Source organism: Methanobrevibacter thaueri, assembly GCF_003111625.1.
Lineage (GTDB): Archaea > Methanobacteriota > Methanobacteria > Methanobacteriales > Methanobacteriaceae > Methanocatella > Methanocatella thaueri.
Genome location: NZ_MZGS01000016.1, coordinates 160023 through 183812, shown reverse-complemented (window position 1 = coordinate 183812; position 23790 = coordinate 160023). Strand labels below are relative to the sequence as shown.

Below are 23790 nucleotides of genomic sequence, written 5' to 3'. Positions count from 1 at the left end.
TTATTTTTTTTAGTTGTTTGATTTTCCTTGAATGCCTAAACATTCATTAGACTATAGTTTAATTCACTATCCTAAGCATTTGAAGATTCTGGAATACTTTTCTCAAGGAACATGCTTAGTGTGCTGTTCAAGATCTCTGCTATATCAAAACCATTCATATCGAAATTACCAAAGATAGCAGAAATATCGAAATTGGATAGGTTAAGGCTTTCTAATAGGCCGGATATGTCAAAGTTTTCTGCATCAAAGCTACTTATTAAGCCATCGAAATCAAGATTATCATAGTCCATATCCATTAATTTTGAGATAATTGCATCGACGGTCATGACAAATTCGGATGTGCTTAATGCATCAATAAGTTCTGCGAGGCTGATTGCAGATAGATCATAGTCTGATGTGTCAATGCCGAAGTCAGCTAAATCAATATCTGCTGAATCAAGTAATCTGGTTAAGTTGAGTTCGATTGCACCTAAAGATGATAAATCGATGTTTTCAAACATCTCTTTAAAGTCCATATCAGGGTTGGTGAACATGTCTACCATAGCGGAAATGTCCAGGTCACCTATGTTTATGCTTCCTAATAGACTGTTTAGGTCAAAGTTTTCTTCGTCAAAACTGTTTATTAGGCCATCCAAATCAAGACCATCTAATTCAATGCCGAATAACTTTAACATTATAAAGATAGTGTTCATGTCAAAGTCAAGATTACTAAAGACACCTATAAGTTCTGCGAGGCTGATTGCAGATAAATCATAGTCTGACAGGTCAATGCCTAATTCAGATAAGTCCATGTCTATTGATTCAATCAATCCGGTTAAGTTGAGTTCGATTGCGCCTAAACAGGATAAATCGATGTTTTCAAATATGCCTGCAAAGTCGATGTCTGAGTTGGTGAACATGTCTACAATAGCGGAAATGTCCAGGTCACCAAGGTCTATGCTTTCTAATAGGCTGGATAAGTCAAAGTTTTCTGCATCAAAGCTGCTTATTAAGCCATCGAAATCAAGGTCGTCCAATTCAAGGCCGAATAATTTTAATACGGCTGCAATGAGGTTCATGTCAATTTCAAGATTGCTAAAGATACCTATGAGTTCTGCGAGGCTGATTGCGGTTAAGTCGTAGTCTGACAGGTCAATGCCGAGGTCAGTTATGTCAATTCCTAGTGAAACGATTAATCCACCTAAATTGAGTTCGATTGCGCCTAAACAGGATAAATCGATGTTTTCAAATATGCCTGCAAAGTCGATGTCTGAGTTGCTGAACATGTCTACCATAGCGGACATGTCTACACCAGATAGGTTAAGGCTTTCTAATAGACCGGAAATGTCAAAGTTTTCTTCATCAAAGCTGCTTACTAGGCCATCCAATTTAAGATTGCCTAAGGTGGATGCGTCAAACTTGGATGTAATAGCGGTCATGTCGAAATCAGGATCGCTTAAGATACCTGCAAGTTCTGCGATGGTGATTGCAGATAAGTCAACGTCAAATTCAGAAACGTCAATCTCTAGTGATTCAGCTACTCCGGTTAAATCGAGCACCATGCCGTCTAAAGTTGAATAATCGCAGTTTTTAAATATAGCCTCAAAGTCAATGTCTGATTTGGTGAACATGTCTACCATAGCATCAATATCGGAGTCAGTTAAGTTAAGGCTACCTAATAAGCTGGACATGTCAAAGTTTTCTTCATCAAAACTGTTTATTAAGCCATCGAAATCAAGGTCGTCCAATTCAATGCCTAATAATCTTAACAGGGATGTAATTAGGTTCATGTCAATTTCAAGATTGCTTAAGAGACCTATGAGTTCTGCGAGGCTGATTGCGGATAGGTCATAGTCTGATAGGTCAATGCCAAGCTCAGATATGTCAATTCCTAGTGAAATAATTAATCCGGTTAAGTTGAGTTCGATTGCGCCTAAACAGGATAAATCGAGGTTTTCCATCATGCCTGCAAAGTCGATGTCTGAATTGGTGAACATTTCTATGATATCGGCGAGATCGGAACTGGATAAGTTAAGGCTTTCTAATAAGCTGGATATATCAAAGTTTTCTGCATCAAAGCTGCTTATTAATCCATCCAAATCAATGCCATCTAATTCAATACCGAATAATTTTAACAGGGTTGTGATAGTGTTCATGTCAATTTCAAGATTGCTTAAGAGACCTATGAGTTCTGCGAGGCTGATTGCAGATAGGTCATATCCTGATGTGTCAATGCCGAAGTCAGATAAGTCAATTCCTAGTGAATCAAGTAATCCTGTTAAATTGAGTTCGATTGCTCCTAAACATGATAAATCGAGGTTTTTAAATACGTCACCAAAATTACTGAATGTATCTATAAGAGTGGCAAGATCAGAGCTAGATATGTTAAGGCTTTCTAATAGACTGGATATGTCAAAGCTTTCTGCATCAAAATCACTTATTAAACCATTGAAATCAAGATTTTCAAAGTCAATGGTGGATAATTTTCCGAGTATGCCCATAGCGGTCATGACAAATTCAGAATCTTTTAATCCATCAATAAGTTCGGACAAGCTAATGTTAGAGAAGTCATAGTCTGATGCATCAATGCCGAAGTCAGATAAATCAATATCTGCAGAATCAAGCAATCCGGTTAAATTAAACTTAATTGCATCTAAACCTGAATAATCACATTTTTCAAACATGCCGACTAAGTCAAAGCCTGAGGCCTCTGCATTAGGGTCATCAAAAGCGCCTCCGTATGAAGGGCCAGTAAATTGGCCTGGCAGATTGCTCATGTAAGTGTCAAGGTCAAATCCTGAACTTAAAAGAGTGGCAATTGTGGACATACCTAGTTTGGAAATATCTAAAAGTGGCATAAGGGATGTTATGGTAACGGGGGATTCCAAATCATTGGTAGGAGTTTTAAAGTTCACTTCATTAATATCTAACATTGGGAACAATTCATCGAATGAATTTAGGCCCGCTGCATCCAAAGCATCCATACGGGTAATTACGGTTACCTTATCTGATATTATAGGTTCAATTGATACATTTACATTATCCATATTTACATGAACGTCATCAAAGTTTGTGTAACGGAAATCTGACATTAATATGGATAAGTCAAGATTTGATAATTCTAAATCAGGCAGTGTGATATTTAGATTTAAATCAGATAGGTCTACCCTATAGTTTTTGTTTAAAAGATTTAATTTAGGTAAATTTGTTGTTATGCCGAGAATTTCTCCATCCAATCCGATTGATATGTTAAGACTGAGATTCTCGAAGTTAATATATGTGCCATCAATATCAGGATATATGAAGCTGTCTATATCAATATCTAAACATATGCTGTTATCAGGTAAGGATTTGAAGCCCAAATTAAGGCCTTTTAAATTAACATAATAAGATTCAGTTATTATATCTAAACTATCCATAATCGCTGAAAACTCAAGGCTTTGTGAATCTGTTTTAATCAAAATAGATAAATCAAGATCTTTGAATGTAAAGATGGTGTCTTCAAAGTTACTATAGGAAACTTCAGGAAGATTCATTTTCAAATCAATGTCTGGAGAAGCTACCATTGACATAGTAAAATCGGACATGCTTAAACCATTTTGAGTAAATCCGTAAATCTTTAATGTAGTATTATCTCCCATAATGGTTTTGTCTTTAACAGGTAATTCCTCATAATCTATTCCAAACATACTTAGTGCAGGACTTAATAAGTCATCATTTTCTTGAGAGGTCAAGTCATCAACTTGGACGGTAGATGTTTCACTTGAATCTTCATTTAAGATAGGTAAAACTCTTTCAACGAGGTCCTCTTTTTTGCCTGAAACTTTCAAACCGTTTTCTTTTAAAATGGATTTTAATTCTGGAACGGTGTATTTTTCAGATACTTCTTCAGCGGTTAATGCTTTATTAGTTTGTTTTTCATCGACTTTTGAAGTTTTATCTTTTTTAGTCATAATTCACCTCTAATTGTATACATGAGATATACTATATAATGTATTATATTTATATATTTTCATTTTTTTTAAATATAATTTAATTTATTACTAAAAAATTTAATCAAATTACTATAAATTTGATAAATTATTTAAAAATTATCAAAAATATTCAGAAAAAATTTTTAGATTTTAAATTTGAGGAATTATATTAAAAAATTTATTAGAAAAGACCAAATCTATAGGTAATACCTTATAAAATTATTGAATTGAAAAAAATATTTAATAAAAAATTTTTAAAATCTATAAAATTTAAAAATTATTGTACAGTTTAATAAATATATCTTTTTATGTACATTAACTTTAACATTTCATTGATATTTTCCAATTCCAGTATAAAAAAATAAAAAAAATTTGAAATAAAAACTATATGATTTAAAATTAAATCAGTATAGTTTTAATATTTCGTGTAAAATCATCATATTGGCTTGTCATTATTTTTTCATAAATGATTTAATGACGTCTTCAATGCCTTGTCCTTCTGAAACGGCATCAAATACTCCTTTAATCACATCTACAATATTATGTTTGCCCTCTTCAGGAGATTCAGAAGATTTTGAACTGTTAACTGCTAAAGAAACGTCTTCTTCTTTTACAGTTTTTCTTTTTGCATATTTTGCATATGTAACTGCATCTTTAGATACTTCTTCTGCGTATTCTTCTAAGTATTCAGCTAATGCGTCTACTGCATCAGAACTTACTCTTTCAGCACCAGCATTTTGAATAATCCTTTTAACAGGAGCCTTAGGAATTGCCATATTTTTCACCTCCGTTATGATAGCTTTATATTATTGTATCAAGAATGTTACTATTTAAGCTTTGCCCTAATTAACTATTCATATAATAAAAAAAGATGTAAAAAGATATTCAGATAAACTTAGGAAAATACATGTAATGTTTATTTGCAAAATGATTTGTAACTGATTAATATGTAAGAAATTGATCTGTCAAAAAGTTAGTTGATTGAAATTTCTTTCAATTTTTTCCATTAATCTAATTGCAAAGTCATTTCATCAGGGCGGAATCCTTATCTTGAACCTCTCCGGCTTGTAGAAGCCGGAGAATTCTTGCACAATAAAGTTAAATTCCAAACACTGATGAGACTATCCCTGGAGTAACATGAGCCTCTATGAAAGCGGCAATTGCCAGAAATATTATGTCCAATACCAATAGAATCACTATGTCTTTCAAATCGGTTTTTATACCGTCAAAGCTTCTGGTTTTGATGATGTTTATTTCTCTGCGTGTTATGATGAACGCTATGGTTAAGGCAAATACTGTGGCAATATACTCAATAATTCCATGTGGAAGTGTTGAAACAAGGCCGAATACAAAGTCCTGTCCTATATAATGGCCTGCAATGAAACTGCTTGACAATACATTCCAAACAGAGAATATTGAAAATAATATTCCTCCAATCATTGTAATGATGTCTACCATGAAATTATGGACAAAATATTCAGAAGCGCTTGTGGCATTTTCGCTAATGCTCATATTTGTTTTGATATTGTGTTCATGGCTAAATGCAATCATTTCACTCATCTCGCCGTAGCTGTCTCCAGCTTCAAAATATCCCACAATGCTCCCTACGATTAATGATCCGAATACAATTATGAATGCTATTAATAGCAATTTTTTATTTCTATTTAAAAATTCTTTGTCAATTAAGTTCATATTGTTAATTATGTTTCATCAAGTAAAAATTTTTTTACCTTGATTTTGGATATTTCAAAAAATTGTGTGATTTTTCTTCATTTTGTAGGTTATGTTTGATCAAAAAAAAAGTTTTGAGTATTGAATACTCAAATTAATATAATCTATATGCGTCATATCCTGCAATAAGGCCGTAGACTATAGATACAATATAATGCATTGTTTGATTCAAGTGGAAATAGATGAATGTTGCGGATATTGCAACAGCAATTATGAACAGAATAACTCCTCTGACTTTATATCCTTCAATTGCCTGACCTAATCCAGGAATGAAAAATGAAAAAATTCCATTGGTTACTGCATCGCTATCTACCAAATTAATCACCTCAATATGTTTTTATATAATATTTAGTTATACCTAAATTTATACTTTGTGCAAAAAACATTCCATTTTCCGTTGAAATATGGGTGATAAATATATAAAATATTTTTTACAGAAATATATTTGAAAAATTTTTGAGGAGGAAAAAAATGGCAAATCCAATTATTGCGGCAATAGCTTCATTTCTGCTTCCGGGATTGGGGCAGATCTATGCGGGAGCCATACCAAGAGGAATAATGTTCCTTATAGTTACTGCAGTATTCTATTCCATAGGTTATTTTTCAGATGGAATCTATCTGATTATATCTCTTGTGGTGGATACAGTCTATTCCCTGGCCGTGGCTTATGAGGCCTACAAATTGGCTCAGGGATAACTAAAACTTTTCAATTATGAGGTGAAACCATGAAATTTAAAATCATCTTCGTATCATTGATATTTCTGATATTTTTCATGGGTGCTGTCTCAGCGGATATCATAACCGACCATAATGCGCCTATCGGCTTTGAAAGGAATCCCGTAACATTTACCAAGGGGGATTTTGAAATGGATATGCACAGCTACAGTGCATTCATCGATCATGATGACTATTTCGAGAATAGCGATGACCGTCAAGTGAAAATCATTAACGGCACATATGCTGAATATGTGGACACATTCAAGGAAAAAGCAGGCGCCTTGGAGATTATCAAAATAGATGGTGACCAGTATATCATTGACTCTTCATTTGATGATGACGACAAAAGCAAAACCAAAGACTGTCTCAAATATCTCGAGGAGTTCAACGATGTAAACAAGTTCAAGCCAATAAAGATTGATAAGGCTTCCTAACAGCATTTCAAATGCTGTTTAACTATTTTTTTTAATCACGATTCAACAATTGCCAAATTCTCCATACGGATTTCCTGTTCATTTTTGAAATCGCCCTTTGGGTTGGTATTCCCATCGGACAGACGTCCTCACAGGAAGTCGACTTGACGCAATGTGAGAAAAACCTTTTTTTATAGTTCTTTTTCAGGCTTTTCAAGTGATCCTTGTCACTTTCCTGATTGACCAGTTTGGATGCAGAAACCGCAACCGGGGCCCCTACGAAATCTCCCAGTTTGTAATTTGGACAAACCTCTGTGCAGCATCCGCACATCAGGCACAATGACATTTCATATTCAAAATCCAAATCCTTCGGATGGTATGTTGAATCGCTTTCCAGCCATAGCTCGCAGTCCTCCATCGCATCAAAAAGGATTGACCTGTCGACTTTCAAGTCTTTGATTAGCGGAAACTTGGAAAGGGGCTCGATGGTAATCTCGCTGTTTTCAATGACTGTCTTTTCCTCATTTAGAAATGTTTTGCATGCGAGTTTAGGCTCTGAATTGATGACCATTGCACATGCACCGCAGATTCCCTGAAGGCAGCTGCAGGAATATTCGATTGGACGGCCCCACCTTTCAAGCAGGGTGATGACGGATATGTTTATGTCGCCGTCGTAGTCGAATGTCTGAAGCTCTCCGTCAATTTTAATCATTACCTTCATTTGATCACTATCTCCCCATCCTCATACATTGCGCAGATTGATTTTTTATAGTTGTCGTCGCTTTCGGGATAATCAAGCCTCTGATGGGCTCCCCTTGATTCCTTTCTGGCCAGTGCCGATAAGATGCTGGCCTTTGAAAGCACAACAAGCAGTTTGACTTTAAGATAATCATAATATTTTGCATTTACCTCTGTATCCAGATTCTCCAGCCTGTCCAGTGCGGCCCTCAAGCCGTCCTCATTCCTGTAGATTCCCATTGCCTCATTCATGATTTGTGAAATTTCGCTTAATGTGTCAGATAATGGCTTGTCCTTTGGATTATGGGATTTGAATGATTCCAACTCATCGTTGATATTATTGAGGACATTTCCTGTTGGCTTTTCCAAAACGGCATTCTCTGCGGAAATCCATCCTCCATGGACAGCTCCCAACAGGGAATTTCCGCCCAGCCTGTTTGCGCCGTGATACTGGCATGAGCATTCTCCCGCTGCATATAGTCCCTTTATGTTTGTCTTATGGTTTTCATCGGTCTGGATTCCTCCCATGAAGTAATGGACTGCAGGAAATATCGGAATAGGAGTTTCCATAGGATTAATGTTCAGATAGCTCTGACAGATTTCATACACCTCATCCAGCTTGACCTTGACTGTATGCTCATCCAAAGGGGTCAGGTCAAGGAAAACGTCCTTTTTGCCGCCGTCTGAGACTTTAAATATGCTTCTTGAAACGACATCCCTCGGCATCAGGTCTGCAAGCTCCGGATAGAAGTCCTTCATGAAATACCATGGCTTGCCGTCTTTCATTACAAACAGCCTTCCCCCTTCGCCACGTGCAGCTTCAGTTATCAGCATTCTCTTTTGAGGGGTGTTGACTGATGTCGGGTGATACTGGACCATTTCAAGGTTCGCCAGCCTGACTCCCTGTGTGAAGAGTTTTGCGGTGGTGAATCCGTCGTTCTGTGTGGATCCGAGTATCTTTCCAAAGACTGAATTGTATCCTCCGGTAGCTATGATAACGGCATCGCCAATGAATGATTTGATTTCCTCTGTGTCCTCATGTATGCAGTTAACGCCGCAGCATTCGTCCTCATCGGTAAAAATCAATGACAGGAATCTGTACCCTACAAAACGCTTGATTTTGCCTTTGGATTCTCTTTTGCGGCATGCGCTTACTAGGGCTGAGACAATCTGCTTGCCAGTTTTGGATTCGGCATAGACCGTTCGTTTTTTCTTTTGGCCTCCGAAGTTTCTCATGTCGACATTTCCGTTGGCGTCACGGGAAAAGCTTGTTCCCATCCTTTCAAGCCAATTGATGATTTGAGGAGCGTCATCCGTCAGCCTTTTCACGGCCTTTTCGTTATTTATTTCACATCCTCCATTCATGGTATCTGTGAAATGCTGGCTTGGCGAGTCGTCCTCCCCTTTTGTATTCAATGCTGCATTTATTCCGCCCATAGCCATTACAGACTGTGAGCGTTCGGAATAATCAGGGGATATCATTGAAACATTTGCTCCATTGTCACATGCCCTTATTGATGCGGCCAATCCTGCAAGGCCCGCTCCAACAACGATGATTTCTACCATAGTGCACCTCCAACGTAATACACCACCTCACCGAGAATCAGAATAATCAAAATGATTGCAACTGCCCAATTCACCTTTCGTTTAAAATTCAGATGTGCATCCTTTTCCTCAAGAAATCCGAAGGATATCATGAATTTAGGAATTGAAACCCTCAGATGCAGAGCTATTGAAACAAACAGCATGGTGTCCACTATAAAATGATATAGGCTAATATTGAAAGTGCTTGGCTCGCCCAGCGGATTGAATGAGTATCCCAATATGTGCAGGCTTGCGAAAATCACTATCATGATTCCTGAAATCATCTGCTGCCTTGTGTCGGAGTTCAACTTAGGATACCTGTTCACGCCTCTGGACTTGTCCTTGAAGTAAAGGTACATGCTTATGATTATATGGGCAACCACAGGATAAAACAGGTGCCTTCCTGTTATTTGAAAATCAGGGGAATAGCTTATGGCGCCGTACAAATACAATAGGGATAGCAATGCATGGGTTAAAAGCATCACCGCAATGACGATAATCAGTAATGTGTTTATTTTTCTAAGGGATATCATATAATCAGTGAATATGTATATTCTGAAAAATTAATAAAATTTTCTATGAATTCTACTCAATGAGGATATCAATGCACAAATCGTGATGAAAATGGCCAATATCAAAACTATGAGAGGGTCATTCAATAGGACGGCGACTATCGGGAATGCGTAAAACATCAAAGCAACAAAATGGCCGAATTTTTCATAGACAAGGGATTCGTCACTGGTCTTAAAGAATTCGACCAGTTTCAGGATAATGATTAATAGGAACCATGCGGGAATAAGGCCTCTTAGGACAAGTGCAAATGTGGAAATCATTATGAAGATGAAATCGCAAATCACGTCAAACCTTGCACCGGCATCTGATGCAAGACCGTATTTTCTGGATAGCCATCCGTCGCCCACATCCGTAATTGCAGTCAATATGAATATTATGGCTAAATAAGCAACGTTTAAGTCAAGCAGAACACATAATAGAAACAAAAATCCAAGCAATATCCTTAATGATGTTATGCAGTTAATTACAAGCTTGTTCATTTAAATCGAATCATATTTTTTTTCAAAAATCATGCAATATTCTCATTTCACCGTTTAATGCAGTTCAATTTAACTGATGCAGAAACGCCGCATCATTACTTTTTAATCGTAATCACCGTATTGTTCAAACCCAATATCTCGGAATGCTCAATGTTGTCTGAAATGCTAAGGAGCATATTGATGTTGTCGGAATCCAAATCCGGATTTTCCTCAGGATTATATCCGATTCCTGCATGCTTTATTGAAATGACTGCAAACTCATCGTTGTCCCTGATTATCACATCAATCCAATCCAATTTGTCGTTTATCTCCAGGATATAGATGAGAATTTCCTCGATTGCCAGGCTAATGAAAACTGACCCGTTCTCATCGGATAGGAATTCCTGAACTTCTCTGGAAAGGTTCACCGCATCATTTTGATTTGCCTTTATAGTATATTCAAGTATCTTCTCATCTTCAGGGTGATGCTTCTTCATGAATAATCCGGTGCATTCCCCATTGCTCTTTTTGTTGACGTATCTTGAGTATAGGTAAATGAATGCCAGTGTCGCTATTTCTGAGACCACAAAACCGAACCAGATTCCATTTTCATTCCAGATGATGGAAAATATGAAAACGAATGCCACAGGGAATATCAATCCGTTCAGCAGTGTGACGACATTTGCCAATTTGTTGTCCTGTATTGATTGAAGATAGAATATGTAGAGGAAGTTTATGGAATATGCCAGAATGGACAATGAGAAAATCCTGACTGCATTCATCACAATAGGGAGATGTGACGGGTCGCTTACGGAGAATAGGTACAATAATGTCTGTGGGAATAGTGTAAATAGCAATGTGAAAAATATTCCAAAGGCGATTGCAATCTTCAGGGACCTTCTTGCAACATACTCCACGCCGTTATAGTCACTTTCCTGGTAGTAAACGGTTATGATAGGCAAGAGTGATTGGGAGGTACCGAAAATGAATATGCTCACCAATAGTTGGGCATTGCAACACATATTGAAAGCAACCAATCCCACATTAGCCAAGACTCCAAGTATGATGAAATTAATTATAATCAGTTTCAGTGATTGGTAAAGGGCTATTGAAGATGAAGAAAATCCTGTTTTGCATATGTCTACCAGATATCGCATTGATTTGGTAAATTCAAGCTTTATAAGTTTTAATGTGCGTCTTGAGCTGAAGAAGTATGTGGAAATGTAGACTGATGCGATGAGATATCCAAACGCCATGGCCAATGCGGCACCGGCAATTCCCATGTTGAAGTAGTTTATAAGGAGCACATCTAATATCACGTTCAATACATTGGCTATGAGAAATCCTCTAAATTGCAGTTGAACAAAATTGTCTGTTTTGATGAAGTATGCCAGAACGACAAAAAAGCAGATGAACGGTATTGCCAAAAGATAGAATTTCAAATACTCGTAAACCAACGGTTTTAACTGATTGGAATTGCATAACGCCTGAAGTAAGCTATCCGGAAACAATAGTCCCAACACCATAATCAATAGGGATATCACAATTATGCTAACAATCGAAAGGGTGAATATGTAATTGGCCTTCTTATCTTCAAAGTTTGCCTTCGAGCTGGTTGCAAGTATTGTGCCCCCAAATCCAATCAGCCAGTAGATCATATTGATAAATTGGGCCAATGGCTGTATGCTCTGAATGACCGATAGGTTCATTGGGCCTAAAAGCATACTTATTATGAATGCATCCGCTAGAATTGCAAAGTTTCCGGCTATTGCAGCAAGCAATGTCGGAAAGAACAGTTCCTTGAACTTTGAGTTTAACAGGTTATATCTTCTTTCGTATGGCATTTCACTCACTGTCTGTCATTCATCTTGAGGCGATTATCATGTCACGGACTGTATATGGCGGAAGCTCTATTGTGTAGTCTAGAACTTTTATCAAAGCTTCAATACCTTTTCGGCCACTTGACATTAGCTGATATGTGTTTTCCGGAACAAAGATAAAACCGCCCTTCTTAACATTTAAAATGGCATCTAAAATTATCCTTACCTTTTCGGCCTCGTTTTTATCAATCAAACTCCTGTTTAAGTTAATGATAATGAAATCAAAATTGCCTTTCACATCATTGATTTCATCATGCCTGATTTGGAACGTGGCGATTCCGTCTGCATGCTGGTCGGTTACAAAAAGCCCTGTTCCGTGTTTTTCAATTTCATTGATGATAGGCAGTATGTCACTTAAATATTCATCATCATCTTTTAATTCAGGATAATCGTCATCATCACTCAGAATTATTGAAAATGCATTTCTTTCAACAGACCTTAAGAAGTTTAAATCATGGTCCACGGCAGACTTGTCTTCATTAACTAAAAAGACATATCCCGCAGCGGTGTTCAGGTCTTCGGTTTTCTTGAAAAACATGTCCTGATAGGTTGAATTAATCATGCTGCTGCTATAAAATGCCTTTAGCTTTTTGTCAATGTTGACTATCGGCGATGAGCGGACCATCATGTTTTTTGGTGTGATGAAGAATTTTAATGTACCATGGGCGTATAATTTATATTTTTCATATAATTTGTCATGGAAGGCTTCCGGCTTCAAATAGGAATCCAGAATGCTGTCTGTTTCATGCTGGCCGGAAATTCTGTCTAAAAACTCTGATGGCATGCCTCCGCCACATGGGCGGCAGTTGACTTCAATTAAAACCGGACCATTTTCATCAAGCATGTATTCACCATGAACAGGACCGTATTGGATTTCCAATGCATCGGCAACTTTATAAGCGTATTCAATCATTTCCGCTTCACCAAGGCCCAATTCATTCACAGTTTCACAGGAATCATAAACAATTGCCCCTTCTGATGTTCTGATCTTGTTGTATTTCCAAACTAAAGTGACCCTATGCTTGCCCTTATGGCTTACGGTATTGACGATATATTCAATTCCGTTTATACGTTCCTGAATCAGAAGTTCCTCTATTTTATCGCCATAATAGTTAACATGCTCGAATAGTTGTTTAATGGAATTGGCCATTTCCTCCCGATTGAGGCAGATACGCACTCCCGCCGAACCTGCGCTGTATGTTGGCTTTAAGACAACTTCGCTTAAGTTTTCGCTGTCATAAAATTCCAATGCCTCGTCCAGGGAATGAACAACTTTTCCCCTTATTGAACGAAGTCCTCTTTCAGCTAATCTATTGTGCATTTCATTTTTCAATGTCATTGCATCGAGATTTTCAACTGAATTGCCTAAAAGGCCTAATTCATTGGACAGTCTGGTTGCCAAGACAACCCCCCGTTCATTTCCAGGAACAATCAGAAGAGGATTGAACTTTTTAACCTCTTCAACGGTTTCCTCAAAGGTGTCCTTTTCATAAATCATGTCGAATTCATGAGGAATTAATTTATACTCTTCCTCAACGTGTTTTGCGTATTTCCTTCCGTCCTCTGTGTCAGAATTCTTCAAATCCAATACAACAGGGTTATACCCCCTGTTAATTATGTCCCCTATAAAGTTCTTTCCAGTTGAGATGCATTCCACAACTATAATGTTTCTCATATTTGTCCTCCAATAACTACTATGAATCAAACTATATTGTAATTTTAATTTTTCAACCATAATTAAATTATTGTTATAGAGTAATTTTTAGGGTAGACCAAGAAAGTATTCGTGTTTTTGAAGTTCAAGAAATAATGCTTTTTTTATTAGTAAAAATTATTATATATGAAAAATATAGTTTAATCATAAACTATCGGAGAAAATAATCAATGGGCAAAAATAGAGTTGAGTGGATTGATCTTGTACGGGCAATAGCAATCCTGACTGTTTTATACATTCATGCAACTGATGGAATCTATATTATTTCATCCGATGCGATATTGAATTATACAGTATTTTCAAGGGTATTTAATTTCGCATCTCTCTTTATAGGCCGTATTGGGGTCCCATTCTTTTTAATGATTACAGGTTATCTGTTGCTTGATAGGTCCTATGATGATGAGCGTGTCCGGAAGTTTTGGCAGAAGAACTGTAAGGGTTTAATCATTGTCACTGTATTGTGGGCAGTGATTTATGCAATCAGTCTGCAAGTTATCGCAGTTAAATATGTGAGTGTTAATTTTGGAGAGGCAGGAACCCTCTTCTTCAGTCACATGTGGTATATGCCAATGATTATTGGAATGTACCTTTCAATGCCTTTTGTTTCTGAGGCTCTTGAAAAATTCGACTCTGACACTATCTGGCAGGCGACAGTCGTTTTCTCGCTTTTGGCATTCCTGCTGCCATTCATCACTTTGATGTTTGATATGCACGGCATTCCAAACGTGGCTGTTCAATATTGTCTCGGATTCAGTGGTGGTGTCTACGGTATTTACATCATTCTCGGATATTTGGTTAAAAAAGGCCAATTTAAACATTATGATAGCATAAAATTGGGATTGATAGCCCTTATTTCATTCATGATTTGTTTATTCTTCCAGTATTATGCATTTACAAAAGGATATAACTTCCAGTTATGGTATGAATTCCCATTTGTTTTAACAGGATCATTCGCATTGTTTGAGCTGTGTTCCAGAATGGGCAAGGTTAGGGCATATCCGATTGTGTCATTTTTAGCTAAATACTCATTTGCAGTGTTTTTAGTGCATAACCTATTCAGATTGCCGTTACTGCCAATTGTCGTTCAATTGCCTTTCACAGAACCTGTTAAAGCTATAATCCTATGGATTTTATTAATAATATTCAGTTACATTGCTGTAGTAATTATTTATAGAATTCCAAGGTTTGGTAAATTTATTTTATACATGAGATAATCATACATTTATCTCATTTCTTATTTTTTAAAAAAAGATTATTATTAAAACCTAATTGTTTTAAGGATCTATTTGGCCATTAAATAAGCGTCATAAGCTGCATAGATATCAATTAGGACATTAATGATGTAATAAAAATGATTCAAAACAGAATCAACAAAGAATATGCCTATGATTCCTACGGTAACTACAGCGATAATGAAATAAACAATACCCTTTTTAATATCTCCCACATAGGCCTGTCCTAATCCTGGAATTAAAAAAGATAGAATTGCTGCAAGATATTTGTTTGCCATAAATAATTTCCTCCAACATATGATTAAATTAATATATGAACTACTTGCTATTTAAAAATTGTCAAAAAAATTTAATCAGGTTTGTCAATTGTAAAAAAATTTTCACAAAAAATAAATAAAAAAAGAAAAAATGGGATTATTTATACTTGAGAGTATAATAATCCAACTGCTCTGTTATAGAAGAATGCTAGGTAGACTCCAAATACACCAAATAATACTCCACCAATGAGATTATTATATTGCATAATAACTCCTATAACTATAGCAATGATTAATGCAATGATGAACACTGCAATAATGGTAGCGAGAACTTTTAACATACCTACTTTTGATACATCACCAATAGCTTCGCCGATTGCTAAAGCTTCTCCTAAACTGTCATATTTAGCTAATCTACAGATCGCCATGAATTCAGCAAATGCAAATACGACTGTAATTATGAAAATAATGATAGTGGTTAAAATACCTTTACCTAATAATGTAGATAATAACCATCCAATAATTGCTGGGATAATGTAGTAAACAAAGCCAACAATAAATACTTTAATTGCGTTTAAAACTTGTCTTACAATGTCGATTCCAGGAGCGTCGTCCCTTCTTTCGATACCGAATTTTACAATGTCTAAACCGTATCCGGAAATTAATAATCCACCAATGATTAAGATTAATATTCCGATAAATCCTAATCCTCCAGCGGCAAGAACGTTATTTCCTTGTGCTGCTAAAAGCACACCCATGAGGCTTGCTCCACCTAAAAGTCCACAAACAATTCCAATAATCATGTAAATGATTAAAGCTTTAATGTTATTAAAAGGATAGACGATTGCGTCTGAAATTATTTCTCCTATATCCATTTTTTCACCTCTAAATTTAATAATTATATCTTTAAAGATAAGTTACTTTATATAAATACTAATATTTAAATATTAAAGTTTTTAAGTAAAATGTGGCTTTCATTTTTGGACAATTGAATTATTAGTGGCATCAAATTCAAAACAATTGGTTAATTATTCCTCGGAACCCTCTTAGAATAAGACATGATAATTTGCATATGTTGAATAGGAAATTGAAGAGGATTCTCTTTTTATGGCAGTTCATGTAGCTGGAAAGGTTGAAGGTAATTGAATTTAATATGATCTTTAAGTATTTGCAATAGATGCTTTCGGATTATGTAGTAATGTTAATGATGTGTAAAATAATTAAGGTTCTATTGAATTAAACAATAAGTAAAATGTTTGGATAAAATTATTTGCAATTAAAAAAGTGGATGTTTAAAAAAAGGAATGTGAAAAACAACCCTATTCTTAATGAGCTAGAATAGGGTCATTGATCACATCAATTTTGTCATACATTTTTCGAAATCTTTGGTGTTAAAAGATTTCTACAAATAAAAAGGCATATGTCCCACCCGCCTGCCCTAAACTAATTAAATGCCTAATTATTTGAAAATGCACATTGTTTCATCTTTATTCATGTCATGATATAATTCCGCTTTTTCCTTATCAAAGTCAATGACCTGCACCATTCTATATATCTCGTCGTCCAGGTTAGGATTGATATCTTTCAGAGCATTCGGATAATCGAAAATCATGTCCTTGTTGAATTCTATCTTTTTCTCGTTTTCAAACAATGCCCCGTAGTATATTTCCGCTTCCACAAGGTCCTGGAACATGTGGCTTCCGAAGGACAGTTCGGGCATATATCCGACTTCACTATATGCTTCCTCAAGAATTGCGGAGAAATGGCTGATGTCTGCAAACACGACAGGAATTCCCAATTCAGGAGATGATGTTCCTATCCTTCCCGGAACAATTAGAATGGATGTTTTGTCATTGTTCTTGCAGTAGGTGTTCACATCACTGATTATCCTTGATATTGAGCTTTTTTTAGCATATGGATATTCATAGTATTTGTGTGGGTCAACATAGCAGATTGTGTCTATCTTGATTTTTCTTGACATTCCCATTGAGGACTCTTTGATGTGGAAGAAGACGTTTTTGTCCTCAGGCATTTCAATGGCTTCGTTATTTGTTGAAACCTGAAGAGGACGGCATTGCAAGAGGTTTATGTTAAACGAATTGTCCTCTCCAACATTGACTGTGTATTCGATATCCACAGGATAGTCGTATGCTGTTTCCAAGGTATTCAAGATATTTTTCATTGTTTCAATGAATTCATGATTCTTAACAATTCCTTCACAGTTCACGAACACGATCTCACGGCGTTGTCCACGGTCACGAAACATTCTTTCTGCTTCACGGTCATGCTCGACAAGAACCCTTTTCGCATACCTAGGAATCACCTCAAGCCCCTCATCGACCGGAACGTCATGCAGACTAATGTTTTTAAGGTCAATGACGTCAAGGTAATGCTGGGAATACCGGTGTTTTTCCTTTATACTCTTTGTCAGGGTCACTTCAGGCTTGTCCAGGTTGATGATTCTCGGATAATCCTTTTTGGTCCTGTCAACGGCCTTTGTACCGAGGCCCATTACAAGCCTTAACATTCCCTTGCTGTTGTCCATATCGGGGAGCGGTGAATATGGGCTGTGTGAGAAACCCACGCCCGCTGCGGTCGGGAAGAGGTAATCTCCATAATAGGAACCTGAAACCCTTTGAACCAGTAGTGCCATCTGCTCATCGGTGTCATCCAAGCCGTTCAGTTTCCTGTATTCCAAAGCTGAGATGTTCATTGTACTTGAATAGACTATCTTAACGGCTTCCTCAAATGCGGCCAAACGTTCCTCGAGACTTCCCCTGTTCACACAGAAGACTGATTCGTATTTCCCTGCAAACGCATTGCCATATCCGTCCTCAAGAAAACTACTTGACCTGACAATGATTGGGTTTTGTCCGAAGTAGTCCAGGATGTTAATGAATGCCTTTTTGATTTCATCCGAAAAGGTACCTGTTTTAAGTGCCTCCTCCAGCTCCTTGCCGTACTTGTAATATCCTTCAGGAGTTCTTTGCTTTACTCTAAGGTCCCATAGGTCATTTGAAACGATGTAAGTGTAAAATAAATCGGAACCGATATAGAATGAGTCGTCAGGTTCAAAAAGGTTATTGTAAATGTCGGGACATTCCTTTTCAATAATCTTTCTTGCAAGCAACATTCCGCATGTCTTACCACCAACCAGTCCGCTTCCTACACGACGATCATAGATTGTGATATAATCTTCAAAAGTGAAGTATTCCTTAATCTTGGAAAGCATCCTTTCATCTTTTGTCATCATAAGCTCACAAATCTTGTCGCACTCGTCATCGACGTTTTTGCCTTCTTTATAATTCATTCTGACCTGAAGCATATACCTTTCCCAGCTGTCCAGAATTTGTCCGCTCTGATGCTTGTCGGAATCGTTGATGGTCTTGTAGTATTTGCTGACCTCCTGGCCATCCTGAAGGACTTTCACGGTGCCTGTTATCGGGTTGAACTTATGTCCCAAAAACATTGTTTGGGAATACCTGTTCCACACCTTCAATGGAGAGACGTAAACCTCTTCTGGAGAACTTGAGTAAACGTTCAGGAACAGCTGTGTTGTTTCACGAATCTTGGCTATTGCATCATATGAATGTCTTCCGCGAATGATTGGGAAATACGCTATGGTGTCCAGCTGAAAGAGAAACGGACAGGTGACCTTAAAGAAATTGCCCATCATCAAATCTGTTGACCAGACAGCCTGAAGGTCGCTTAGGCAGTCAAAGACATAGAACGCGTCAAATCCTTCCTTCTCTATAATCCTGTGAACTTCCAGGGTGAAGGTTTCAAACTGGTTGTACGGGTTCACAAGATATATCTTAATCCCGTCACGCTCTATCATCGCGAACTCGGTGTCGGGATTTTCCTGTTCAATCTCAAGCAATCTGAAATCCTCTTCTGTCATGTCTATCAAAGGAGGGTGATTGGCAAAGCGTATGTATATCAGGTTCCTGTTGTCCTCTTTGGCCTGTTTTATATATGGTTCGACAAAATAAGAGAATTCATACAGGTTTGTGACGTTCCATACAACATTGTCCCCCAAACGAATGTTGTCCAGAGCCTTGTCAAGCCCTGGAATTCCGGATTTTGCTCTTTCGAATGCAGCCATAATAATGTCTCCTAATATTTATTTTAACTCCTTACCATCGGCACACCGGTTAGCTGTGATGCCTCCATGGTTAATGCAACTAAATCTTGACGTTCAAGTTTTTCCACATCAGTATTTCCCGCCTGCTGTGTTAATGCGGTTACTTCCTGAGTCATTGCCTCTATGTAGTTTGCAACTTGCTGGCCTTTTCTTATAGGGTCGAGCCTTCTTCTGAGGACTCTTTCCTGGGTTGCGATTCCTTTTGGACAGATGCCTTCAGAACAGGTTTGACATACTTTACATCCAATGGAAATCAATGCTGATGTGGCGATATATACGGCATCTGCACCTAAGGCTATTGCCTTTGCAACATCCGCACCGGATCTTATTCCTCCAGCGGCCACAAGGCTGACCTCACTTCTTAGGTTGATGTCTTTCAGGGCGTCGTCAGCTTTCACTATTGCCTCGATTGTAGGAATTCCAGCATGCTCTGTAACGGCCTCAGGTCCTGCACCGGTTCCTCCCTGCATACCGTCGACCACGATTATGTCGGCACCGGCCTTAGCGGCAATCTTGACGTCCTGTTCAACTCTACCTGATGCGAATTTAACAATAATCGGTATCTTCCAGTCGGTGATTTCCCTCAGTTGATTGATTTTCATACCCAAATCCTCAGGTCCTACAATGTCCATGTGCCTTGCCGGACTTAATGCAGAAGTTCCTTCAGGAATGTTACGGACCCTTGCCACTTCAGCGGTTACCTTATGGGCAAGCAAATGCCCTCCCATACCGGATTTAGCACCCTGACCTATTTTTATTTCGACCGCTTCTGCATTGTTTAAATAGCTGGCAGATACTCCAAAACGGCCAGATGCGTATTGGGCGATTAACTTGTCGGCATAATGCCTTTCTTCAGGAAGCATTCCGCCTTCACCGGTATTGGTTATGGTGCCTACTTTGCTGCTTCCTATGGCCAAAGCTATTTTTGCCTCCTTACTCAATGCACCAAAGGACATTGCCCCAATCATGATAGGAGTGTCTATCTCAATCGGATTTTCCGCAAACCTGTCACCAAGCACAACTGATGTTTTGCATGATTCCCTGTATGAGTCTATTGGAGGTCTTGACACCTGTGCAGGCAATATGCTTAAGTCATCAAATGTAGGGATTCTTCTTGTCAATCCGCAACCTCGCACCTTATATGCTCCGGTCTGGCTTTTACGTTTGATTTCAACCATTGTTGAATTTGACCAGATTCCCCTACCCTCATCAGCAAGAGGTCTGACGTATATTGCATGTGTAGGACACATTTCCTCACAGATTTTACAACCTACACAGTTTTCCTGATGGATTGGGAGTGGCTCATCGTTGATTACCTCATATACGTCGTGAGGGCAGTTTGAATAGCAGCTGTAACAGTTCTTACAGGAGGACTGTTTAGGGTTGTCACACAGATACCAGCAGCAGCCGGGCCTGTTATTGTTCTGTTTACAGATTTCTATTTTTCTCTCAACAGTGAATGACATTTAATGCACCTCCTCTTCCACATCGTTCAGTGGTTTGAACACAGGACAGACGGAATATTTTGTCCCTCCGGATTTGACAACCTCGTCAATTGCATTTGTCAATTTTGCATAAGGTTTCCAGGCCAGATGATCCTGCTTGTCAACAATAAGTGCGTCTGTCACAATATCATTGGTCAATAGATAGTCCAGCAATGTTGTGACTATTGAACCGTCCTGACCTTGAGTATGTTTCAGTGATTTGACGGTTAACACTTTAATGAAGTCACCAATTGCTTTTGAATTGTCATTTCGTAAGTCTTCAGGTGAATAGGTCCTAGGACAGACTGCAAAGCATGCATGGCAATCTTCAGGACATTCTCCTTTCATTATAGGTTTTGTGTCATCGATTTTTATCAGATTGTCCGGACAGACGTACTCGCAAGCTCCACAGAGCACGCATGCTCCAATATCGACAACATTTGATTTTAAATCCAGGAAATTGGCCTCTGAAATCTCCTTGTTGATTGAGTCGTCTGACTTGTTTCTCTGGTATAGCACAGGCCTTGCCAAAAATTCCCTTCTTTCGATTGTTTCAAGATTCCTGTTTATTTTTCCATGTGCAATGCCATTCAGTAATTTGAATTGTGATTCTGTAAGTTCCTTGGCTTCGATAAATTTCTGTTTTATCGCTCCTTTTACTATTTCCTCACCTTTTTCGGTTCTGATTATCAATGTTGACCATCCCTCTTCAGATCCAATTGAACCAATTGAAATGTCGGAGGTTTCTGAGGTCAATTCAACACATATGTTGCAGTTTTTCCTGATAATCCTTTTAGCTACGGATAAAGGAATTTTAACTGTTTCTTTGGTTTTCAATAATAGGAATACGTATCCTTTCTCTATTTGGAATTTCTCGATATCATCCATTTTCAGGTCATATTCCTTCAAGAGATTTACAAAGTATTTGTATGAGAAGTTTTCCATACAAAATAAGCCCAGTTTAACATCAATAGGGCTATCTGTATAATGTTGCAGTTTTGATGCTGCCATAATCTCGCATGGTGTTCCAACCATGGCTATTCTACGTTCGCTCATTTTATTAGCTCCTATTGTATATTAACAATTTTTTTAAAGTTGGTATAGTCTATATCAGTTAGTTCGAAATCGTATTTGCTCAATATTTCCTTCAGCTCTTTTTGATCTTCAAGGGAGGTCTTTTCCATAACGGCGTTCTTTCCAAGGCTTTTCACATCTCCAAGAACATAGATTGTTCCTCTCATGATTGATTCGCCGACATCATCGGTCACATCGCCCAGGATAATGAGTTTGCCTCCCATCATGAGCAGTCCTGTCATGAATCCGCTGTTTCCGCCGATTATCACGGTTCCGCCTTTCATGATTTCTCCAGTTCTTGAGCCTGTGCTTCCTTTTACTATCACAGTTCCGCCGTAGATTCCCTGTCCTGCACCGTCGCCGGCAGTTCCTTCAATGACAAGTTCTCCTTTTGTCATGTTGTCTCCGGCGAACCATCCTGCGTTTCCGTTGATGTGTATTCTTGGTCCGTTAACCATTGTTCCGACAAAATATCCTGCAGAACCGTTGATTTGGATATCCACATCTTCAGTCAGGCCCGCACAGATGTTGTGCTTGGATTCGGGGTTGTTGATAATGAGTTTATCATGTAAAACCGCCTGTTCCTTTATGGTGCGGTTCAATTCCTTTTCATCCATATTTTTTGCATCAATAACATATTCTTTCATAGATAAACCCCCTATTAAATGGTGTAAGCCCTTGTTTCCCCTGGGGCGATCTGTTCTATCTGGTCGGAATCTATAACATCATGCAATGCCATTTCCTCTGAAGCTATTGCGAAAATCTCATCGGTTTCAGCCATCACTCCCGGCCTGAGACCGAGCTTGTCCTTTGCAATGCCTATTCCGTTTGGTGTTCCCACCAATATTGAGAACGGACCGTCAAGGTCAATGACGGCCTGATCCAATGCCTCTTCGAGTTTATATCCCTGATTGAGTTTGTCTGCCATATAGTGAACGATGCACTCGGTATCGTTGAATGACTCGAAGGTGTGTCCTTTTCTCTCGAGAGGGTCTCTGATTTTCCAGTAGTTGGTGATTTGTCCATTGTGCACCACGGTAATGTCAGGTATGATGTAGCTTTGATAAGGGTGTGCATGATAGCGGTCCACACCGCTTTCTGTTGCAAAACGGGTGTGTCCTATACCATGTGTTCCCATCCTGCTTGGTACATCAAACCTTTCCGCAATTTCCTTCACTTTCCCGGTATCCTTTATCATTTCAAATGAATGTGAACCGTTGATGACCCTAACGTTTTCCAGTTCGTCTATTTCCCTTATGCAAGGTTTTAAGAGGGAATACTCGTCCAATGCTATTTTGCATTTGTATACGTCTGAGCTGCCGACAGACTCGATTAGTTGCTCTTCGAAAATTGGACTGAATTGGGTTAAGAGTGATTTTAAGTTCTCTAAGGTACCTTTTCTTCTTTGCACTTCAATGTTTAGTTGATAATAGTTTTCAGGATAATCCAAACTGCCGTAGATTGCATATCCTGCTGAATCCGGACCCCTGTGTTGCAGTGACTCTAACATTGATGTCAGCGCTTTTCCCACGGGGTGGGATTTTTTATCTTTGTATATTACACCTGCTATTCCACACATATGTCTTCCTCCAAAAAAATAATCGGTGAATACACGTATCTCAAGTTAAAATAAATTCCAGTAAATGGATCAGATTTAGTTTTATTTTCATATGCCTTTAATAATCTTTTAGAATTACCATATGCCTTTAATAGTAATAATCATAAATTTCAGTTATCATATGCCTTGAATAATATCCTAAAATTACCATATGCCTTTAAGTAATAAGTATAAATTTTCAAAAACTATTTAACTTTAATATACTTGTATTCATTGATCT

At 37.9% G+C, this 23790-nt stretch carries 20 protein-coding genes; 3 read left to right on the top strand and 17 right to left on the bottom strand.

The genetic code is table 11. The annotated features are described in order from the left end of the window. Window positions 1-71 precede the first annotated feature (71 nt). From MBBTH_RS02900 to MBBTH_RS02885, 4 genes are all read right to left on the bottom strand, one after another. Window positions 72-3932 (bottom strand): SAP domain-containing protein, encoded by a 3861-nt coding sequence (locus tag MBBTH_RS02900; RefSeq protein WP_116591547.1) that lies wholly within the window; start codon window positions 3930-3932, stop codon window positions 72-74. A gap of 473 nt (window positions 3933-4405) precedes the next feature. Then, on the bottom strand, window positions 4406-4729 hold the full coding sequence (locus MBBTH_RS11220) for a histone family protein (RefSeq protein WP_116591546.1): 324 nt from the start codon (window positions 4727-4729) through the stop codon (window positions 4406-4408). 322 nt (window positions 4730-5051) lie between these two features. Continuing rightward, complete coding sequence (locus tag MBBTH_RS02890; RefSeq protein ID WP_116591545.1) at window positions 5052-5645, bottom strand: stage II sporulation protein M; 594 nt, start codon at window positions 5643-5645, stop codon at window positions 5052-5054. Window positions 5646-5778: 133 nt separating this feature from the next. Continuing rightward, a complete protein-coding gene (locus tag MBBTH_RS02885; protein WP_116591544.1) occupies window positions 5779-6000 on the bottom strand; it encodes a hypothetical protein in 222 nt (73 codons plus the stop codon). A 155-nt stretch (window positions 6001-6155) separates the two neighbouring features. Between MBBTH_RS02885 and MBBTH_RS02880 the strand changes: the two genes are divergently transcribed. Then, on the top strand, window positions 6156-6380 hold the full coding sequence (locus MBBTH_RS02880) for a DUF6677 family protein (RefSeq protein ID WP_116591543.1): 225 nt from the start codon (window positions 6156-6158) through the stop codon (window positions 6378-6380). A 29-nt stretch (window positions 6381-6409) separates the two neighbouring features. After that, window positions 6410-6835, top strand: a complete 426-nt coding sequence (locus tag MBBTH_RS02875; RefSeq protein WP_116591542.1) for a hypothetical protein — start codon at window positions 6410-6412, stop codon at window positions 6833-6835. A gap of 31 nt (window positions 6836-6866) precedes the next feature. Here the strand turns inward: MBBTH_RS02875 and MBBTH_RS02870 are convergent, their stop codons facing one another. The 6 genes from MBBTH_RS02870 to MBBTH_RS02845 all read right to left on the bottom strand — a co-directional run bounded on the left by MBBTH_RS02870 (window position 6867) and on the right by MBBTH_RS02845 (window position 13722). After that, the gene (locus MBBTH_RS02870) at window positions 6867-7535 is read right to left on the bottom strand and encodes a succinate dehydrogenase/fumarate reductase iron-sulfur subunit (protein ID WP_116591541.1); all 669 of its coding nucleotides are present in this window, start codon (window positions 7533-7535) and stop codon (window positions 6867-6869) included. Next, the gene (locus MBBTH_RS02865; RefSeq protein ID WP_116591540.1) at window positions 7532-9118 is read right to left on the bottom strand and encodes an FAD-binding protein; all 1587 of its coding nucleotides are present in this window, start codon (window positions 9116-9118) and stop codon (window positions 7532-7534) included. The genes MBBTH_RS02870 and MBBTH_RS02865 overlap by 4 nt, the downstream gene beginning before the upstream one ends. Then, complete coding sequence (locus MBBTH_RS02860) at window positions 9112-9669, bottom strand: hypothetical protein (RefSeq protein ID WP_116591539.1); 558 nt, start codon at window positions 9667-9669, stop codon at window positions 9112-9114. The genes MBBTH_RS02865 and MBBTH_RS02860 overlap by 7 nt, the downstream gene beginning before the upstream one ends. Before the next feature lie 30 nt (window positions 9670-9699). Further along, the gene (locus MBBTH_RS02855; protein WP_116591538.1) at window positions 9700-10188 is read right to left on the bottom strand and encodes a CDP-alcohol phosphatidyltransferase family protein; all 489 of its coding nucleotides are present in this window, start codon (window positions 10186-10188) and stop codon (window positions 9700-9702) included. 95 nt (window positions 10189-10283) lie between these two features. Continuing rightward, a complete protein-coding gene (locus MBBTH_RS02850) occupies window positions 10284-12011 on the bottom strand; it encodes an MATE family efflux transporter (protein ID WP_116591537.1) in 1728 nt (575 codons plus the stop codon). A gap of 19 nt (window positions 12012-12030) precedes the next feature. After that, entirely contained in the window at window positions 12031-13722 is a 1692-nt protein-coding gene (locus tag MBBTH_RS02845) for an ATP-grasp domain-containing protein (protein ID WP_165814011.1), read from the bottom strand. A 209-nt stretch (window positions 13723-13931) separates the two neighbouring features. Here MBBTH_RS02845 and MBBTH_RS02840 point away from each other — a divergent pair, with 209 nt between their 5' ends. Continuing rightward, window positions 13932-14975, top strand: a complete 1044-nt coding sequence (locus tag MBBTH_RS02840; protein ID WP_116591535.1) for an acyltransferase — start codon at window positions 13932-13934, stop codon at window positions 14973-14975. 68 nt (window positions 14976-15043) lie between these two features. On the opposite strand, the gene MBBTH_RS02835 is transcribed toward MBBTH_RS02840, so the two are convergent. The 7 genes from MBBTH_RS02835 to MBBTH_RS02805 form a co-directional block, all read right to left on the bottom strand. Continuing rightward, window positions 15044-15271 (bottom strand): DUF6677 family protein, encoded by a 228-nt coding sequence (locus MBBTH_RS02835; protein ID WP_116591534.1) that lies wholly within the window; start codon window positions 15269-15271, stop codon window positions 15044-15046. A 140-nt stretch (window positions 15272-15411) separates the two neighbouring features. Beyond that, entirely contained in the window at window positions 15412-16125 is a 714-nt protein-coding gene (locus MBBTH_RS02830; protein WP_116591533.1) for a DUF4013 domain-containing protein, read from the bottom strand. Between the two features lie 584 nt (window positions 16126-16709). Next, a complete protein-coding gene (locus tag MBBTH_RS02825) occupies window positions 16710-19355 on the bottom strand; it encodes a PEP/pyruvate-binding domain-containing protein (protein WP_116591532.1) in 2646 nt (881 codons plus the stop codon). 23 nt (window positions 19356-19378) lie between these two features. Continuing rightward, window positions 19379-20860 carry a glutamate synthase-related protein gene (locus MBBTH_RS02820; protein ID WP_116591531.1) on the bottom strand — a complete coding sequence of 494 codons (1482 nt, stop codon included), beginning with the start codon at window positions 20858-20860 and terminating at the stop codon, window positions 19379-19381. Beyond that, entirely contained in the window at window positions 20861-21934 is a 1074-nt protein-coding gene (locus MBBTH_RS02815; protein WP_116591530.1) for a Coenzyme F420 hydrogenase/dehydrogenase, beta subunit C-terminal domain, read from the bottom strand. 11 nt (window positions 21935-21945) lie between these two features. Continuing rightward, the gene (locus tag MBBTH_RS02810) at window positions 21946-22599 is read right to left on the bottom strand and encodes a GltB/FmdC/FwdC-like GXGXG domain-containing protein (protein ID WP_116591529.1); all 654 of its coding nucleotides are present in this window, start codon (window positions 22597-22599) and stop codon (window positions 21946-21948) included. Window positions 22600-22613: 14 nt separating this feature from the next. After that, window positions 22614-23531, bottom strand: coding sequence for a class II glutamine amidotransferase domain-containing protein (locus MBBTH_RS02805; protein WP_116591528.1), 918 nt, complete (start codon window positions 23529-23531; stop codon window positions 22614-22616). Window positions 23532-23790: the final 259 nt, after the last annotated feature.

Bases quoted from the DNA above. Each gene is read 5' to 3' on its own strand.
- MBBTH_RS02900 (WP_116591547.1), bottom strand. From the start codon at position 3,932: ATGACTAAAAAAGATAAAACTTCAAAAGTCGATGAAAAACAAACTAAT.
- MBBTH_RS11220 (WP_116591546.1), bottom strand. From the start codon at position 4,729: ATGGCAATTCCTAAGGCTCCTGTTAAAAGGATTATTCAAAATGCTGGT.
- MBBTH_RS02890 (WP_116591545.1), bottom strand. From the start codon at position 5,645: ATGAACTTAATTGACAAAGAATTTTTAAATAGAAATAAAAAATTGCTA.
- MBBTH_RS02880 (WP_116591543.1), top strand. From the start codon at position 6,156: ATGGCAAATCCAATTATTGCGGCAATAGCTTCATTTCTGCTTCCGGGA.
- MBBTH_RS02875 (WP_116591542.1), top strand. From the start codon at position 6,410: ATGAAATTTAAAATCATCTTCGTATCATTGATATTTCTGATATTTTTC.
- MBBTH_RS02870 (WP_116591541.1), bottom strand. From the start codon at position 7,535: ATGAAGGTAATGATTAAAATTGACGGAGAGCTTCAGACATTCGACTAC.
- MBBTH_RS02865 (WP_116591540.1), bottom strand. From the start codon at position 9,118: ATGGTAGAAATCATCGTTGTTGGAGCGGGCCTTGCAGGATTGGCCGCA.
- MBBTH_RS02860 (WP_116591539.1), bottom strand. From the start codon at position 9,669: ATGATATCCCTTAGAAAAATAAACACATTACTGATTATCGTCATTGCG.
- MBBTH_RS02855 (WP_116591538.1), bottom strand. From the start codon at position 10,188: ATGAACAAGCTTGTAATTAACTGCATAACATCATTAAGGATATTGCTT.
- MBBTH_RS02850 (WP_116591537.1), bottom strand. From the start codon at position 12,011: ATGCCATACGAAAGAAGATATAACCTGTTAAACTCAAAGTTCAAGGAA.
- MBBTH_RS02845 (WP_165814011.1), bottom strand. From the start codon at position 13,722: ATGAGAAACATTATAGTTGTGGAATGCATCTCAACTGGAAAGAACTTT.
- MBBTH_RS02840 (WP_116591535.1), top strand. From the start codon at position 13,932: ATGGGCAAAAATAGAGTTGAGTGGATTGATCTTGTACGGGCAATAGCA.
- MBBTH_RS02835 (WP_116591534.1), bottom strand. From the start codon at position 15,271: ATGGCAAACAAATATCTTGCAGCAATTCTATCTTTTTTAATTCCAGGA.
- MBBTH_RS02830 (WP_116591533.1), bottom strand. From the start codon at position 16,125: ATGGATATAGGAGAAATAATTTCAGACGCAATCGTCTATCCTTTTAAT.
- MBBTH_RS02825 (WP_116591532.1), bottom strand. From the start codon at position 19,355: ATGGCTGCATTCGAAAGAGCAAAATCCGGAATTCCAGGGCTTGACAAG.
- MBBTH_RS02820 (WP_116591531.1), bottom strand. From the start codon at position 20,860: ATGTCATTCACTGTTGAGAGAAAAATAGAAATCTGTAAACAGAACAAT.
- MBBTH_RS02815 (WP_116591530.1), bottom strand. From the start codon at position 21,934: ATGAGCGAACGTAGAATAGCCATGGTTGGAACACCATGCGAGATTATG.
- MBBTH_RS02810 (WP_116591529.1), bottom strand. From the start codon at position 22,599: ATGAAAGAATATGTTATTGATGCAAAAAATATGGATGAAAAGGAATTG.
- MBBTH_RS02805 (WP_116591528.1), bottom strand. From the start codon at position 23,531: ATGTGTGGAATAGCAGGTGTAATATACAAAGATAAAAAATCCCACCCC.